The organism is Bradyrhizobium sp. USDA 4506, from assembly GCF_054058795.1.
In genome coordinates, this window is record NZ_JBSSBM010000002.1 from 7,487,633 (window position 1) to 7,502,793 (window position 15,161).

Annotated in this window: 16 protein-coding genes; 5 read left to right on the plus strand and 11 right to left on the minus strand. The window is 65.2% G+C overall.

Going from position 1 to position 15,161, the window contains the following annotated elements; all coding sequences use genetic code 11:
• Nucleotides 1-20: 20 nt before the first annotated feature.
• The 6 genes from ACVIHF_RS37300 to ACVIHF_RS37325 form a co-directional block, all read right to left on the minus strand.
• Nucleotides 21-1,181, minus strand: a complete 1,161-nt coding sequence (locus tag ACVIHF_RS37300; RefSeq protein ID WP_018269158.1) for an acyl-CoA dehydrogenase family protein — start codon at nt 1,179-1,181, stop codon at nt 21-23.
• Between the two features lie 30 nt (nt 1,182-1,211).
• Nucleotides 1,212-2,279, minus strand: coding sequence for an acyl-CoA dehydrogenase family protein (locus ACVIHF_RS37305; RefSeq protein ID WP_456793464.1), 1,068 nt, complete (start codon nt 2,277-2,279; stop codon nt 1,212-1,214).
• A gap of 230 nt (nt 2,280-2,509) precedes the next feature.
• Complete coding sequence (locus tag ACVIHF_RS37310) at nt 2,510-3,361, minus strand: IclR family transcriptional regulator (RefSeq protein ID WP_229192821.1); 852 nt, start codon at nt 3,359-3,361, stop codon at nt 2,510-2,512.
• A gap of 2 nt (nt 3,362-3,363) precedes the next feature.
• Entirely contained in the window at nt 3,364-4,497 is a 1,134-nt protein-coding gene (locus tag ACVIHF_RS37315) for an NADH:flavin oxidoreductase/NADH oxidase (RefSeq protein WP_456793465.1), read from the minus strand.
• Between the two features lie 58 nt (nt 4,498-4,555).
• Complete coding sequence (locus tag ACVIHF_RS37320) at nt 4,556-5,773, minus strand: ABC transporter substrate-binding protein (RefSeq protein ID WP_456793466.1); 1,218 nt, start codon at nt 5,771-5,773, stop codon at nt 4,556-4,558.
• A 15-nt stretch (nt 5,774-5,788) separates the two neighbouring features.
• Nucleotides 5,789-7,417, minus strand: a complete 1,629-nt coding sequence (locus ACVIHF_RS37325) for an AMP-binding protein (RefSeq protein ID WP_456793467.1) — start codon at nt 7,415-7,417, stop codon at nt 5,789-5,791.
• Between the two features lie 200 nt (nt 7,418-7,617).
• Between ACVIHF_RS37325 and ACVIHF_RS37330 the strand changes: the two genes are divergently transcribed.
• A complete protein-coding gene (locus ACVIHF_RS37330; RefSeq protein ID WP_456793468.1) occupies nt 7,618-8,379 on the plus strand; it encodes an N-acyl homoserine lactonase family protein in 762 nt (253 codons plus the stop codon).
• Between the two features lie 91 nt (nt 8,380-8,470).
• The gene (locus ACVIHF_RS37335) at nt 8,471-9,253 is read left to right on the plus strand and encodes an SDR family NAD(P)-dependent oxidoreductase (RefSeq protein WP_253606142.1); all 783 of its coding nucleotides are present in this window, start codon (nt 8,471-8,473) and stop codon (nt 9,251-9,253) included.
• Between the two features lie 188 nt (nt 9,254-9,441).
• Here ACVIHF_RS37335 and ACVIHF_RS37340 read toward each other — a convergent pair whose 3' ends face one another.
• Together ACVIHF_RS37340 and ACVIHF_RS37345 are read right to left on the minus strand one after the other, a co-directional pair.
• Entirely contained in the window at nt 9,442-9,720 is a 279-nt protein-coding gene (locus ACVIHF_RS37340; RefSeq protein ID WP_024582682.1) for a GlsB/YeaQ/YmgE family stress response membrane protein, read from the minus strand.
• 36 nt (nt 9,721-9,756) lie between these two features.
• Nucleotides 9,757-10,362: a YidB family protein gene (locus ACVIHF_RS37345; protein WP_168858718.1), complete on the minus strand. Its 606-nt coding sequence runs from the start codon at nt 10,360-10,362 to the stop codon at nt 9,757-9,759.
• Nucleotides 10,363-10,513: 151 nt separating this feature from the next.
• Between ACVIHF_RS37345 and ACVIHF_RS37350 the strand changes: the two genes are divergently transcribed.
• From ACVIHF_RS37350 to ACVIHF_RS37360, 3 genes are read left to right on the plus strand one after another with little or no spacing between them, the layout of a single operon-like run.
• Nucleotides 10,514-11,536: a 2-dehydropantoate 2-reductase gene (locus ACVIHF_RS37350; protein WP_253606144.1), complete on the plus strand. Its 1,023-nt coding sequence runs from the start codon at nt 10,514-10,516 to the stop codon at nt 11,534-11,536.
• 40 nt (nt 11,537-11,576) lie between these two features.
• Entirely contained in the window at nt 11,577-11,783 is a 207-nt protein-coding gene (locus ACVIHF_RS37355) for a hypothetical protein (protein ID WP_456793469.1), read from the plus strand.
• Nucleotides 11,784-11,805: 22 nt separating this feature from the next.
• Nucleotides 11,806-12,228, plus strand: coding sequence for a CAP domain-containing protein (locus tag ACVIHF_RS37360; RefSeq protein WP_456793470.1), 423 nt, complete (start codon nt 11,806-11,808; stop codon nt 12,226-12,228).
• A 108-nt stretch (nt 12,229-12,336) separates the two neighbouring features.
• Here the strand turns inward: ACVIHF_RS37360 and ACVIHF_RS37365 are convergent, their stop codons facing one another.
• The 3 genes from ACVIHF_RS37365 to ACVIHF_RS37375 form a co-directional block, all read right to left on the minus strand.
• Nucleotides 12,337-13,002: a hypothetical protein gene (locus ACVIHF_RS37365; RefSeq protein WP_057020157.1), complete on the minus strand. Its 666-nt coding sequence runs from the start codon at nt 13,000-13,002 to the stop codon at nt 12,337-12,339.
• Nucleotides 13,003-13,199: 197 nt separating this feature from the next.
• On the minus strand, nt 13,200-14,297 hold the full coding sequence (locus tag ACVIHF_RS37370) for a helix-turn-helix transcriptional regulator (protein ID WP_057020156.1): 1,098 nt from the start codon (nt 14,295-14,297) through the stop codon (nt 13,200-13,202).
• 200 nt (nt 14,298-14,497) lie between these two features.
• Nucleotides 14,498-15,148 (minus strand): TetR/AcrR family transcriptional regulator, encoded by a 651-nt coding sequence (locus tag ACVIHF_RS37375; protein WP_456793471.1) that lies wholly within the window; start codon nt 15,146-15,148, stop codon nt 14,498-14,500.
• Between the last annotated feature and the right edge of the window lie 13 nt (nt 15,149-15,161).

The window sequence follows — 15,161 nt, forward strand, 5'->3', positions numbered from 1 at the left end:
GCGCAGGCGAGCCCGCGCGGCTAGCGCAGACCAAGTCCGCGGGCGATGATGCCGCGCAGCACTTCCGTGGTGCCGCCCTGGATCGTCAGCTTGGGCGCGGTCTTGATGGCGAAATCGAGCTGCTTTTCCAGCGTCTCGCGATTGGTCGCGGTCTCCTCGACGAACGCGGCGAGATCGCGCACGCGATGCGGCAGCTGCTGCTCCCACACCGTGCCGATGTCCTTGACGATCGAGGCCTCCACCACCGGCTCCTTGCCGGCCTGCAGCATGCCGGCGACCGACACCGACATGCGGCGCATGGTGTGGACCTGCGCCACCAGGCGTCCGATGCCCTCGGCGCTGCGGGTGTCCGGGTTCTTGCCGACCGCGCGCACGAGCTCGGTGAGCACGTAATAGGTCTCGAGGAAGCGCTCGGGACCACTTCGCTCATAGGCGAGCTCCGACGTCGCCTGCTTCCAGGCGCCGTCGACCTCGCCCAGCACGTGATCGTCGGGCACGAAGTAGTCGGTGAACACGACCTCGTTGAACTCGAACTGGCCGGTGATCTGGCCGATCGGATTCACCTGGATGCCCGGCTGCTTCATCTTGACCAGGAACTGGGTCAGGCCGTGGCGGCGGTTTTCCTTGGTCGGCGGCGAGGTGCGGAAGATCGCGATCATGTAGTCGGCGATGTGCGCCGACGAGGTCCAGATCTTGGTGCCGTTGATCAGGTAGCCGCCGTCGGTCTTGGTTGCGCGGGTCTTCGCCGCGAACAAATCGGAGCCGGAGTTCGGTTCGCTCATGCCGATGGCGAAGCAGACCTCGCCGCGGCAGATGCGCGGCAGGATGTCCATCTTGATGTGCTCGGGCGCGTATTTCAGCAGCACCGGCCCGCTCTGGCGGTCGGCGACGAAGAAGCGCCGGGTCGGCGCGTTCGCCACCCGCATCTCCTCGGTCACCACATAACGCTCGAGGAACGAGCGCTCCTGGCCGCCGTATTTCTTCGGCCAGGTCATGCCGAGCCAGCCCTTGGCGCCGACGCGACGGGAGAATTCCGGCGCGTCATTGTCCTCGCGGTTCGGCGCGTGGGGATCGAAGGTGCCGGCGGCGATTTCCTCGGCGAGGAAGGCGCGCACCTCCTTGCGGAGCTGCTCGCATTTTTCCGGCAGGCGGATCGGATCGAAACGAAGGGCTGCAGTCATGATGTCCAGTCCTGATCTTTCTGCCTGATCTCAGCGCGAAGCCACCAGCGGCCACAATTCATCGGCGCCACGATTCGCGACGAGCTTGCCGAGCTCGACCGCCCAGTAGCTCTCCGAGCCGAAATCGTCGCGCCAGGCCAGCGCCCGCAGCGAATAGCGGTGCAGGATGTGCTCGATGGTGAAGCCGATCGCGCCATGCACCTGATGCGCGATGCCGCTGCCCTTCTCCGCCGCTTCCGAGCAGCGGACCTTGGCCGCTGCGGCTTCCAGGAACACCGCATCAGTGTCCAGCGACTTGGCATTGACGATCGTATCCGCCGCCGAGGTCGCGGCGGCGAGTGCCGCGGCGTTTTCGCCGGCGAGCCGGGCGAGGTTGTGCTGCACCGCCTGGAATTTCGAGATCTTCTTCTCGAAGGCGACACGCTCGTTGGAATAGCGCACCGAAATGTCGAGCATCGCTTCCAGCGCGCCGGCGATCTGGAGTGACCGCACCACGCCGCCCATCAGCATCAGCGTGGTCTGGTCAAAGCCCTTCGGCGCCAGCCTGGTGGTGACCGGCTGCACCTTGTCGAGCGTGACAATGTCGTTGTGATCGCCGCCGAGCCCGACGCCGGATTCGATCCGGCACTTCGCGGCATCGACCAGCGCGACGGACACCCCGCCATTGCCGACAGCCAGCACCGCGAAATGCTTTGCGTCCTTGGCAAACGGCACGCCGCGGGCACGGCCGGAGAGGCTGCCGTCGGCGTTGAGCGTCACGCGGTCCTTCGGGCTTGCGGGGAGCACGGTCATCTCGCCGTCCGGCGAGGCGATCCTGGCTTGCGTCAGCAGCCAGCCGGCCAGCATTGTTTCGGCCAGCGGAACAGCGATCGCATGCCGCCCAGCGACGTTGAGGACGCTGAATCCTTCGGCGAGGCTGGCGCCGGAACCGCCGAGATCGTCGGGCACCCAGGACAGCGGCAGGCCGGCTTCGGTCAGCGCCTGCCACAGCGGCGCCTTCCATGCGCCCTGCTTGTCGTGATTGATGGTTTGGGCATCCGCGAGATCGGCGAAAATCTTTTCCGCGGTCTCGGCGACGATGTTTTCACTCTCCGCCACAGCGTTCCTCGTGTTGATTGGCTCGGGCTGGCTGTTCGGCCATGCCCTGCTTGCGATGTTGTCTTGCGCTCAATGATGCGGAAAAGCCATAGCCGTGACAAGCGCTGCCCGCAGGGCCACTTGCGCGGATGGCATGAAGCCGGACTTGGCGCATGAATTCCGCATAGTGAACTTTCGATTGTCCCCGTTTGTATGCCACGCACACGCGCAAACCGGCCGCCGACATAAGTTCAGTCCGCCAGATGAAACTCGATTGCCTTCCGCATCAGGTCGGCGAACTCGGTCTCCTGGGTGACCAGCGCGTCGTTCAATCCGGCCACGCACAGCACCAGCGGTTCGTTCGATTCCGCAATCGGCGGCAGGTTCATGGCGACGGCGCCCGCGCCCGGCGTGACCAGGCCGAGCGAGAAAGCGTGCCCCTTGGCGCGGACCTTCTTCAGCTCAAGCAGCAGCGCCTTGATGTCGACCTGACGATCGGGCCGGCTCTCGTTGGCGTTGATCAGGCGCACCAGGCGGCGCACCTCCTTGTCCGGATAGGCCGACAGCAGCGCGTAACCCGACGCGGATCGCGCCAGCGGCCGCAGCGTTCCGGCCTTGACATACAGCCGCATCGGCAGCTTGGCCTGAATGATATGGACATACTGCGCGCTGAGCCCGTTGCGCACCGCGAGCATGATGGTCTCTCCGGTCCGCGCGGAGAGCTCTTCCATCAGATTGACCAGGCGTCCCTTCGTGAACAACGCCGGGCTCAGCCAGTGCCCCAGCATCGAGATCCGCGGCGTCGGGATATAGGTGCGGCGGCTGGTGTCATAGTGGAGATAGCCGAACGCCGTCATCGTCCGCATCAACGCCGAGGTGCTGGATTGCGGGAACTTGAGCGCGGCCGCGACTTCGATCGCGGAGGCGGCGCGCTGGTGCTCCTCGAAGAATTCGAGCACGTCGAACACGCGCCGCGCCGACTTGACTGCATTGTCCATCTTCGGCAGGTCGCGCGAGGTGTCGCCGGGGAAATCGGGGCGGTCGAAAGTCCGCGCGCCGGCAGCCGTGCCGGCCTTCGCCAAGTCTTTCTTCGCCACCGGCATCGCTATCGTCCCTGCTGTGCCACCCGCCGCTTCAGCCACCAGCCATATTGCTCGGGCCAACTCGTCCACTCCGGATCGCATCCGAGCGCAAGTGCCGTCTGCGCGGGCCAGTTCGGATTCCACAGCAGTTCGCGGCCGAGTGCAATAAGCGTCGCCTTGCCGTCCCGCAAAATGGCTTCGGCGTAGTCCGGTTCGCGGATCAGCCCGACCGCCACCGTCGGCATGCCGACTTCCTTCTGGATGCGCTCGGCGAACGGCACCTGGAAGCCCGGGGTGCGCGACACCAGCGAATTGCCGCGCGGTAGCTTCATGCCGCCCGACGAGCAGTCCACCATGTCGATCCCGATCGCCTTCAGCTCCGTCGCAAACGCGATCGAGTCCTCGATCGACCAGCCGATGTCGACGCCGTCGACCGACGAGATGCGGACGAAGGCCGGCAGATGGCTGGGCCACTCCTCGCGCATGATCGCCGCGATCCGCAGCGGCAGGCGCATGCGGTTCTCGCGCGACCCGCCATACTCGTCGTTGCGGTTGTTCGCCAGCGGCGACAGGAACGAGTGCATCAGATAGCCGTGCGCGCAGTGCAGCTCGATGACGTCATAGCCGGCCGCCCTGGCGCGACGAAATGCCTGGCGATAGTCGTCCACCAGGGCATCGATCTGCTCTGAAGTCATCATCTGCGGTGCCGGCCAGCCGTCATCGAAGGGAATGCCGCTCGAGGCCGCGATCTGCCATGGGCCTTCGCCGCGTGCCTTGATGTCAGCTTCGCCGAGCGGGTTGCCTCCTTCCCACGGCCGCTGCGAGGAGCCTTTCCGGCCGCCATGTGCGATCTGGATCGCGGCCTTGGCGTTGAAGCTGTGGATCAGCGCGGCGAGGGCGGCGTGGTCCGCGATGTGCGCATCGTCCCAGATGCCGAGGCATCCATGGGTGATGCGCCCCTGGGTGTTCACCGAGCTCTGCTCGACGAACACGAGGCCGGCGCCGCCGGCGGCGAGCTTGCCGATATGCGCGGTGTGCCAATCGGTGGCGCGCCCCTCCTGCGCCGAATAGGTCGCCATCGGCGAGACCATGATCCGGTTCTTCAGTTCGAGGTCGCGCAGTTGCAGCGGGGTGAACAGCAGCGGCAGCTCAGTCATGGGATGTCCAGCCTTGCCTGTGGTTTCTTGCCTGTGGTGCGTGGATTCGTGCGCGCAGTCATTTCTTCAGCAGCGGACAGGCGCTCTCCTCCGGCGTCGCAAACGCCTCCTTGCCCGGAATCACCTGAACCAGCTTCTCGTAATCCCAGGCGCCCTTCGATTCGGTCGGCGATTTCACCTGCACGAGATACATGTCGTGGATGAGCTGGCCGTCCTCGCGCAGGAATGCGTTGCGGGCAAAGAAATCGTCGATCGGCATGTCCTTCATCTGCGCGATCACCTTGGGGCCGTCGTCGGTGCCGGACTTCTCGACCGCCTTGAGATAGTTCATCACCGCGGAGTAGAGGCCGGCCTGCACCATGGTCGGCCGCTTCTTGGTCCTGGCCATGAAGCGCGCGGCAAAGTCGCGGGTCTTGTCGTCGAGATCCCAATAAAAGGCGGTCGCGAGCTGCAGCCCCTGGGCGGCCTGCAAACCGATCGCGTGGATGTCGCTGGTCTGCATCAGGAAGGCCGCGAGCTTTTGCGTGTGCGCCATCCCGAATTCCTGCGCCTGCCGGATCGAGTTGGCGAGATCGCCGCCGGTGTTGGCGAAGGCGATCACATCAGCCTTCGAGCTCTGGGCCTGCAGCAGATAGGACGAGAAATCCATGCTGTTGAGCGGATGCCGCACCTCGCCGGCGATCGTGCCGCCGACCTTCTCCACGGTCTTGGCCGCGTCGTTGCGCAGGGCGTGGCCGAAGGCGTAGTCGACCGTGACGAAGTACCAGCTCTTCGCGCCTTCCTTGGCCAGCGCCCGCACCGTGCTGTTGGCGAGCGCATAGGTATTGTAGGTCCACTGCACCGAATTCGCCGAGCAGCCCTTGCCGGTCAGATCGGAGGAGCCGGCCGACGACACCAGCATCGCCTTGTTCTTCTGCTTGGTGAGCTCGAGCACGGCGAAGGCGACGGCGGAATTGGCGAAATCGACGATGACGTCGACATTCTCCTGCTCATACCAGCGCCGCGCGATGCCGGCGCCGATGTCCGCCTTGTTCTGATGGTCGGCATCGACCATCGCGATCGGCTTGCCCAGCACCTTGCCGCCGAAATCCGCGATCGCCATCCGGACCGCTTCGACCGCTCCGGGGCCGGCGGCGTCGGCGTAGAGTCCGGCCTGATCGGTCAGCACGCCGATCTTCACCGCGTCGTCGGAAATCTGCGCGTGGGATGGCGCGGCGGCGAAGGCGACTGAGAGGATTGCAGCGCTCGCGGCGATCCATCCGTATCTCGATGTCATTGTCCCTGGTTTCCTCTAGTTCGATTGCCTTATGGCGTTGATCTTGTCTTGCCGCAGGTCGATCATGCCCGGATGCGACTGCGGATCCCTGTCCGTGCCGAGCAGCACGTGTTTCTGGATCTTGTTGGTCGAGGTCAGCGGCAACTCGGCGACGAAAGCGATCCACGCCGGCAGCTTGAACGCCGCCAGGCGTTCGCGGCAGAAGTGGAAGATGTCCTGCGCGAGCTCGCGTGAAGCATCGGTGCCGTCGTTGCTCACGATGAAGGCCGCAACTTCCTCGTCGCGGACCGGATCGCGCGCGGCGACGACGGCGGCCTGCTTGACCAGAGGCGACGTCGTCAGCACGGCCTCGACCTCCGCCGCCGAGATGTTCTCGCCGGCGCGCCGGACCAGATGCTTCAGCCGGTCGACGAACACGAAGGCGCCGTCCTTGTGCTGCCAGCCGCTGTCGCCGGTGTGAAACCAGCCGCCGCGCCAAGCCTGCTCGGTGGCCTCGGGGTCCTTCAGATAGCCGGAGAACAAGCCGCGCCGCGGCGTCGCTTCCGAATGGCGCACGCAGAGTTCACCGACTGCGCCAGCCGGCAGCGTATTGCCGTCGGCATCGAGGATCGTCATTTCGAGCCCCGGTACGCTGCGGCCGATGGTGTTGGTCTCGAGATGGCGCGGCTCGACCGTGTTGAACGGACTGCGCCCGGTCTCCGTCATGCCCCAGCCTTCGACGAAGGGGATGCCGAAGCGCTCGCGGGCTCGCGCGCGCTGCTCGGGATTGGCGCCGACGCCCATCGAAAAGCGCAGCGCATGGGCCTTCTCGTCCGGCGTCTCCGGCTGCGCCAGCAGGGCCGCGACGATCACGCCGAGATAATGCAGCACGCTGGCGCGGCCTGCGACGATGTCGTGCCAGGCAAATTTCGCGTTGAAGCGTTCCGGCAGGATCAGGCAGCCGCCGGTCAAGATCATCGCGATCGGGGTCAGCGTCAGGCCGGCCATGTGGAACAGCGGCAGCGGGCTGTAGAGGCGCTCCGTTCCGGCATGATACGTCGCCTCGCCGCCGTGGCTGACGTACCAGCGGCCGGTCGAGACCACGTATTCATTGGTCAGGATGCATCCCTTCGGACGCGCCGTCGTGCCTGACGTGTAGAGCAGCGCAGCCTCGGTCTCGCTTCCCGGCTCGCCGGCGCGCGGTGCTGGCCGCCTGGCCGGCGGCACTTTCTCGACGCTGGCGCCGAGATCGTCACCGGAGACGGTGAGCAGCGGAACGTCGCCGGTCAGCGCCTTCTGCAATTCCTTCTGATCGGCCAGCGTGACGATCAGGTCGGGTTCGGCATGCGCGATCAGGTACTCGATTTCCGCCGCGCGATAGGCCGGGTTGATCGGAACGATCGAGACGCCGATGCCGTTGAACGCCAGCCAATGCACGATGAAATCGGGGCGGTTCTCCAGCAGCAGGCAGGCGCGGTGTCCGTGGCCGAAGCCTGCTGCGCGGTACTGATCGCGCAATGCGCAGACCTGCCGCGCAATGTCGCCATAGGACAGTTCGATACCATCGGGAAAGTATGCGCGGTCAGCACGCGCGGGAATGCAGAGAAAGGGTTTGAATGCTGCCGCATCGGATGTCGCAGCGAACGTGCTGAACACGGTGTACATCGTGGCGAAACTTCCCTTTGACGGCCGCTGATCGATGCCAACGATGCCGATCCGAAAGAGCCGGGTGCTTCGTTGAGCGCATTTGTCATGCGATCGCGACGTTGCGCGGAAGCTATAAGGACGAATAATATGCTGTCAAATCCATTATAAGTTTCCATAAAACTCATATGTAGTTTGAAGCCAAAAGCGGAGGTAACGAGATGAAGATGCATATGTTGTCGGGCGGCCGTCTCCAGATGTCGAAGCGGACCTATCTGCCCGATGCGGCGCGCGGCGAGATGATTGAGCTTCCGGTCGCCTGCGTGCTGTTGCGGCATGCGCAGGGCAATGTGCTGTTCGACACCGGATGCCATCCCGATGTCGCGACCGATCCTGAAGGGCGGCTCGGCACGCTCGCCAAATACATGCGCCCGATCATGCCGGCGGATGATCATGTGCTGACGAGCCTGAAGGCCGTTGGCCTCGGCGCCGACGATATCGACGTGGTGATCTGCTCCCACCTGCACACCGACCATTGCGGCTGCAACGCCTTCTTCAAGAAGGCGACGATCTTCGTCCACGCGCTCGAGATCGAGGCCGCGAATGCCGATAACGCGTTCGATCGCGGATACCTCAAGGCGGATTGGGATCATCCGCTGAAGATGGAGATCTTCGATGAGCAGATGGACGTGTTCGGCGACGGCAAGCTGACGCTGGTCCCGCTGCCCGGACACTCGAAGGGAACGACCGGCGCGCTGGTCAAGCTCGACAACAGCGGCGAATTCCTGCTCGCCTCCGACGCGCTCAGTGTGCGCGCCAATCTCGACCAGCGGACCTCGCCGAGGAACAGCCTTGACGTCGACCAGTTCCTGAAGTCGCTCGACGAGATCGCCAGGCTCGAGGCGTCCGGCGTCAAGATCATCTGCGGCCATGACGAGGCGCAGTGGGCCAGCCTGCAAAAGGGGCTGAACGCCTATACGTGAGGATTTGGGCGCGGCTTGCAGATGTCGTTCCACGCGATATGGTGTGCCGCCGCCGGAGTTCATCTGGCTCACAACAACAAGGAAAATGCAGATGTCCAAGGATGGTTTGTGCGCGATCGTGACGGGATCGGCATCGGGACTCGGCGCCGCCACCGCGCAAATCCTCGCCACGCAGGGCGCGCGCCTCATTATCAACTATTCCAACAGCAAGGCGGAAGCCGAGGCGACCGCGGAAGTCTGCCGCAAGCAGGGCGCCGAGGTGCTGGTGGTGCAGGGCGACGTCTCGCGCGATGAGGACTGCAAGAAGATCGCAGCCGCCGCGCAGGGCTGGGGCCGCCTCGACGTGCTCGTCAACAATGCGGGCACCACCAAGCACGTGCCGCATCACGATCTCGACGGCCTGACCGCGGAAGATTTCCAGCGCATCTATGCCGTCAACACCATAGGCCCGTTCCAGATGGTTCGTGCCGCGCGCGCGCTGCTCGAAGCCGGCGCGAAGGCATCTAGCCGTCCGTCGGCTGTGGTCAACGTCTCCTCGGTTGCAGGCATTTCCGGCGGTGGTTCGTCGGTCGCCTATGCCGCGAGCAAGGGCGCGCTCAACACCATGACGCAGTCGCTGGCGCGCGCGCTGGCGCCGTTGATCCGCGTCAACACGGTGTGTCCGGGTTATATCGATACGCCCTGGTTCACCAAGGGACGCGGGGAGGCGCAGGCGAAACAGGTGCGCGATACCGTGATCGCGCGCGTGCCGCTGAAGGTCGCCTCAACGGCCGAGGACATCGCCAACCTGGTCTGCTTCCTGGCGAGCCCGGTGTCGAGCAACATGACCGGTGAGTTCGTCCGCATGGACGCCGGCATGCATCTGATTCAGTGACACGGCTGCGGAGCGGTTTGCCGAAACGAAAATGCCCGGGCGAGGCCCGGGCATTTGCATTTTGAGACAGGCTTTGCGGTTATTCGGTCATTCCGGGGCGATGCGTCAGCATCGAACCCGGAATCTCGAGATTCCGGGTTCTCGCTTCGCGAGCCCCGGAATGACCGTTTTGGATGACGCCTACGGCGTCACCTGTTTCCGATATCCGGGATCACGCGCGCCGCGACCAGCCGATTCCAGATGAACAGCACCACCAGAGCGCCGATCGTGGCGGTGATGAAGCCGGCACCTTGTTCGGGACCGTAATGGCCGATCGCCTGGCCGATGAAGGTCGCAAGAAACGCGCCGGCGATGCCGAGCACGGTGGTGAGAATGAAGCCGCTTGGATTGTTCGGCCCCGGCGACAGGAACCGCGCGATGATCCCCGCGACAAAGCCGACGATGATGACCCAGATGATGCCGCCCATGACTGTCGTCCTCCTCAGATGGAATCAACGCTACCGTCAGAGCCTGCGGTGCAACTCGTCGCCGCTCGGCAGCCGGCCGTCCGGCGTCAGATGATTGATCGCGTCGGGCAGATACTGGCTGAGGCCCTGCAGCAGTTCGTCGCGCGACAAGCCGCTCTGCGATGCCAGCGAGTTGATCTGGTCGGCGCCGAGCGCGTTGGCGAGATCGCCGGGCGCGATCTGCTTGTTGGGACCGTTGCTGACCCAGGAATTGGCCGCGTCGCCATGGCCCTTCTGCTGCAGCTGGTTGAGCAGATCGCCGAGGCCGCCGCTGAGCACGGTGCCGGCTGCGCCGCCGGCGAGCAGGCCGCCGAGGCCGCCCTTGAGCAGATCGCTGAGCCCGCCACCGCCTGCGCCGCCGGGCAGGCCTGCGGTGACGTTGCCGGGAGGAAGCGGCGGCGCCTGCGCCGGCTTCGGCTCAGGGGCGCTCGCGTCCGCCTGGCCGCCGGAGAAATGCTTGACCGCCTTCCAGGCGAGCAGCGCGAGGATAGCCATCGTCATCGGCGACATTCCGCCGCCGCTCGAACTGTCGGATGAGGTGCTTGGCGCGCTCGGACCGCGCGGGCCGTTCTGCATGCCGTTGAGTACGTCGAGTAAACCCATGATCGTCTCCTGCCGCAACCGTGCCCCGAGCGGGAAACATAGCTTCCGCCCATGACGGTTACAAGGCGGGCCACCCGGACCGCGGTGCGTCGAAATAGGCAGGCAACCCAAGGTCTGCTATCGAGCCAATGATGAATGGACGTTTGGCCAGATGAACCAGGACCGGCCGATTGGCATTGCGGGCGCGGGAAGCATCGGCTGCTTCGTCGGCGGCACGCTCGCGGCTGCGGGGTGCCGTGTCGTGCTGCTGGCGCGGCCGCGGCTGATCCAGGAGATCGCAGGCAACGGCTTGCGGGTCAGCAGCTTTGACGGCTCCGAGCGGACGGTATCCGCGGACCGGCTCATTGTGTCCGACGATCCGTCGATCTTGTCCGACGTTCAGACCGTGCTGGTGACGGTGAAGAGCGCCGATACCGCTGCGATGGCCGATGCGATCGCGCGCCACGCGCCTGGCGATGCCGCGGTGATCAGCCTGCAGAATGGCGTCGGCAATGTGCCGCTGCTGCGCGACCGTCTGCCGGGCCGCAGGGTGCTCGGCGGCATGGTGCCGTTCAACGTGGTCGCGCTCGGCGACGGCCGCTTCCATCGCTCGACCTCCGGCGACATCGTCATCGCGCAGGATGACGCGGGCACCGCGGCGCGGCTGTCGGTGCCGGGCCTTGCGATCAAGCCCACCGGCGATATCGACGGCGTGCAGTGGGGCAAGCTGATCGTCAATCTCAACAATGCGCTCAATGCGCTGTCCAATATTCCGCTGCGGCAACAGCTCGCGCAGCGCGGCTGGCGACGACTGCTTGCCGATCAGATGGCCGAGGGCCTGGCCGCGGTGCGCGCCGAAGGCATTGCGCCGGTGTCGCCGACGCCGCTGCCGTCGAACTGGATGCCGCCTTTGCTGCGGCTGCCCGATGCGCTGTTCGACATGCTGCTCGGCCGCACCATGAAGATCGATCCCGAGGCGCGCTCCTCGATGTGGGAGGATCTGCAGCGCGGCCGCCGCACTGAGGTCGACTATTTGCAGGGCGTGATTACCGCGATCGCGGATCGCCGCGGGCTCGAGGCACCATTGTCGCGCCGCGTCATCGCGCTGATCCGGAAGGCGGAGGCGGACGGCAAGGGCTCGCCGGGGCTAACGCCCGAACAGATCCGCGATGGCGGCGACCATGAACGCCGATGATCGTCCGCCACGTCGATCGAACAACAGAGGAGATGACATCATGAAACGGTCCAGCATCATGCTGTTCACGCTTGTTGCGCTCGCGGCCGGCCCGGTCCGCGCGGCGCCGCCGACCGTGACACCGTCGCCTGGCTATGATGCGCGCTTGCAGGAGCAACGCGCGGCGGCCGCAGCAGCGAGCCGAGCGGCCACGCCTGCGCACAAATCGGTCGCACCCCGGCACCACAAGCGCACCCGCGCGCACTGATCCATCACAGAGACGACCTCAGATGAAGCTGCTGTTCCTCGCGCTTACCTTCGTGTTTGGCTTCGCCACGGCCGCAGGCGCCGCCGACTATGCCGGCTCGATCAGCGCCTACCGGCGCGCCAACCGCACGCCCGCGGTGAAGCTCGACGCGAAGCTGAACGCGATGGCGCTGAAGCAGGCGCAGGCGATGTCGGCGACCGGATCCGTCAGCCACTCCGCGGGCGGCAGCTTCTTCACGCGCATCGCGCCGCTCAAGAAGCAGCGCGCCGCCGAGAATATCGGCGCCGGCTTCATCGCCTTCGCCGAGATGCTGAAGCAGTGGGAGAATTCGCCGGGCCATCGCGAGAACCTGCTGATGCCGGGCGCCAAGCGCGTCGGCGTCGCCTTCGTCGACAATCCGAAGTCGCCGTACCGCAGGTTCTGGGCGATGGTGATTACCGATTGAGCCTGCGGTGTCATTCCGGGGCGGAGCGAAGCGACGAACCCGGAATCTCGACGGCAGAGAGATTCCGGGTTCTCGCTTGCGCGAGCCCCGGAATGACTAAGCGAACCGTCAGTTTCGCTTCGCAACCTTGGTCGGTGGCGGCGGTGTCGGCGTGAACAGCTTCTTCAGGCCGTCCAATCCCTCGGAAAGCCGCGGCCATTCGCAGGAGAACGTACCCTTCACGCAGTTGCTTGCTCGCGGCCGCGGCTCGGGAATGGGGACGGCAGCGCCCCGCGGCTTGACCGGCCTTGCAGCAGGGACGGGGACCTTCGCAGTCTCACTGCGCACCGGCTCATTGTGCAACGACGCCTGCTGGACCTGCGGCGGACGCACCGGCTGTGTCTCCTGCCGCTCGAGCTGTTTCGCATTGAACGCCGCGACGATACGCGAGCGGCGCTGTTGCTCGAGATAGCCGGTATATTCCTGGTCGATCTTCTTCTGCTCGTCCGGCGTCGGATTGGGACCCGCGATGTCGAAGCTGCGGTCCTGCATGAAGTCGTAATAGGTGTAGCCACCGCCAGGCTTGCGACGGCCGGCGAACTTGGCGTTGCAATCGGCGAGTTGCGCGGTTTTGTCTTCCCTGGTCTTCGCCTTCTCGGCGAGGTCGGCGCAGTCCTCGAAGTCCTTCGGTCCACCGCGCCACCATTGCGCGTGCGCGCTCATCGGCGCCAGCACGCAAGCGACGGCGAAAGCGGCAACAGCCAACGTCGATGATCGTGACGGCATCACGGACATTGAGACCAAACCCGAACGACACAGAGTGAGCAGATTGTCGCCATTTTAGTGACACTTGTCACCCGGGAACCCGACGATTTTCCTGACCTGTGGAATGTTGCCGCGGCTGATGGAACACAGCCTTCGCGATTGGAATAATTGAAGAATCTCATCGGAACGGGCCGGGCCGGAGATCAGAACAATTCGCCTTTAATCGTTCACTTCACCCTGTGCAGCAACGCAACCAGTTCCGCCTGCCGGTGGGTGCCGGTCTTCTGGAAGATCGTCTTGAGCTGATTGCGCGCGGTGGCAAGGGCAACGCCGGCCGCCTGCGCGGCCGCTTCGACCGAATCGCCGCGCGCAAGCCGCGCGGCGAGGCGTGCCTGCGCCGGCGTCAGCTCGAACGTCGCCGCCAGCAGCGCCTGATCGAACGCGGCGCTGCCTTCGAGATCGCGGATCAACAGGATCGCGCGCGCCCCGAGGAACGGCGAGCGCGCCGCCGGAGGCACCGGTTGGATCTGGATCACGATCGGCCGCTTGTCGATCCTGCGCACCACGATCGGCGACGACGGCAATGGGTGCAGGTCCGAGCTGTGGGCCAACTGATCGATCAGCCTGGTCAGATCGGCATTGGCCTGTCGGTCGAGCAGGGTGAGGCGATTGTTGCGGATCGCAAGGTCGTAGCCGAGGCAGCGTTCCGCCTGGCTGTTCATGCCGATGATGGTACCGAAGCGGCCGACGGCAATCGCAGCGACCTGGATCAGATCGAGCGCGCCGGTGATGCCCGAGAGTGCGGAGCGGCCGACGACGGCGGAGAGCGTCGCGGCTTCCGTGAGCGGCGCCGACACCCTTTGCAGCGCCTTGATCTCGTCGGCGTCGAACAAGCCTTCCCTGGGCGAACGCTGGATCGTCAGTGCCCACAACGCCGGGCCGGAGTGGAAGCCGATCGCCGCGAACCATTTCAGTCCGAACTCGCCGAGCGTGGCGTAGAGCGGATCGCGCAGCATCTCGGTTTCGGATTCGAACAGATCCGCATCGGTGATGACATCGACGCCAGCATGCATCAGCGGCACGCCGCGGGCCGCGCGGATGTCGGTGAGGTGAAGATTGTGCGGGAAGTAGGTCTTGGTGAAATACTCGGTGATCGAGTCCGTGCGCGGAATGTCTTCAGTGCGGATATCGCTCTGAAGCATCGCAGCGCCGGTCGCGCCGACGGCGGCGCAGACCTCGTCCATAAAGGACGGCCAGGTCGAGGGATCGAGAACCACATCGCCGAGGCGCGCGGTCACATCGTCAAGCCTGTGCAGATCGACCAAAATTCAGCTCCGCCGATGCAAACAGCGTTGTTTTGTCAGGCGAAACAGGCTGCACCTCGTTGCGCCCGGTACCGGGCATAAGAAAACCCAGGGGCCCGATATGCAAGTTAAATCAGCGACAGGCTAGGGGCCGGGTCCGCAAGCGCTGGCGAAACATGATCGAAAATCGGCGGGTCCCGCTGGCCGGTGCGATCCGGCCGCTACGATAAGTGACCATCCTCACGGTGGCCGGCCTCGGTCAGCGCCACGCGGCAGAAGCTGGCGGCGATCGCGACGACCTCCTCCACGGCCTGCGGATATTGCTTCGACACCCAGCGCAGCGCGATCGAGATGACGGCGCCCACCATGCCGACCGAGAGCAGCGAGGCGGCCGCGCCCTTGCCGCTGCGCTTCGGGTCGAGCGCCGGCGGCACCAGGATGTCGCTGAAGACGCGCAAGGCGTCGAGCTTGACGGCATCGACCGCCGGACTGATGCCTGAAATTTCCAGCAGAAAGACCCGGGCGGGCTTCGGGTGCTGCTTCAGCCGCGTGAAATAGAGCGCCAGCGCCGCGCGCAGCCTCATCTCGGCATCGTCGCCTGCGGCTGCAGCGGCCGCGGTCATTTCCTCGTGCAGGTGGCCGACGACATGGCCGTAAGCGGCGATCAGCAGAGCCTCGCTGTTCGCAAAGGACTCGTAGAAATAGCGCTCGGTCAGCTCGGCCGCCTCGCAGATCGCCTTCACGGTGGCGCCGCGATAGCCGACCTCGCCATAGACCTCGATCGCCGCGTCGATCAGCTTGAGCCGCCGCTCGGCGCGGCGTTCCTCGGCGTCCATACCGCCATAAAGGCGGGCTTTCCGGCTGCTTGCCATGAAAGTGTATTGA

Excerpts from the sequence above, each read along its gene's own strand:
- ACVIHF_RS37300 (WP_018269158.1), bottom strand. The coding sequence starts at position 1,181 with ATGACTGCAGCCCTTCGTTTCGATCCGATCCGCCTGCCGGAAAAATGC.
- ACVIHF_RS37310 (WP_229192821.1), bottom strand. The coding sequence starts at position 3,361 with ATGCCGGTGGCGAAGAAAGACTTGGCGAAGGCCGGCACGGCTGCCGGC.
- ACVIHF_RS37315 (WP_456793465.1), bottom strand. The coding sequence starts at position 4,497 with ATGACTGAGCTGCCGCTGCTGTTCACCCCGCTGCAACTGCGCGACCTC.
- ACVIHF_RS37320 (WP_456793466.1), bottom strand. The coding sequence starts at position 5,773 with ATGACATCGAGATACGGATGGATCGCCGCGAGCGCTGCAATCCTCTCA.
- ACVIHF_RS37325 (WP_456793467.1), bottom strand. The coding sequence starts at position 7,417 with ATGTACACCGTGTTCAGCACGTTCGCTGCGACATCCGATGCGGCAGCA.
- ACVIHF_RS37330 (WP_456793468.1), top strand. The coding sequence starts at position 7,618 with ATGAAGATGCATATGTTGTCGGGCGGCCGTCTCCAGATGTCGAAGCGG.
- ACVIHF_RS37335 (WP_253606142.1), top strand. The coding sequence starts at position 8,471 with ATGTCCAAGGATGGTTTGTGCGCGATCGTGACGGGATCGGCATCGGGA.
- ACVIHF_RS37340 (WP_024582682.1), bottom strand. The coding sequence starts at position 9,720 with ATGGGCGGCATCATCTGGGTCATCATCGTCGGCTTTGTCGCGGGGATC.
- ACVIHF_RS37345 (WP_168858718.1), bottom strand. The coding sequence starts at position 10,362 with ATGGGTTTACTCGACGTACTCAACGGCATGCAGAACGGCCCGCGCGGT.
- ACVIHF_RS37350 (WP_253606144.1), top strand. The coding sequence starts at position 10,514 with ATGAACCAGGACCGGCCGATTGGCATTGCGGGCGCGGGAAGCATCGGC.
- ACVIHF_RS37355 (WP_456793469.1), top strand. The coding sequence starts at position 11,577 with ATGAAACGGTCCAGCATCATGCTGTTCACGCTTGTTGCGCTCGCGGCC.
- ACVIHF_RS37360 (WP_456793470.1), top strand. The coding sequence starts at position 11,806 with ATGAAGCTGCTGTTCCTCGCGCTTACCTTCGTGTTTGGCTTCGCCACG.
- ACVIHF_RS37365 (WP_057020157.1), bottom strand. The coding sequence starts at position 13,002 with ATGTCCGTGATGCCGTCACGATCATCGACGTTGGCTGTTGCCGCTTTC.
- ACVIHF_RS37375 (WP_456793471.1), bottom strand. The coding sequence starts at position 15,148 with ATGGCAAGCAGCCGGAAAGCCCGCCTTTATGGCGGTATGGACGCCGAG.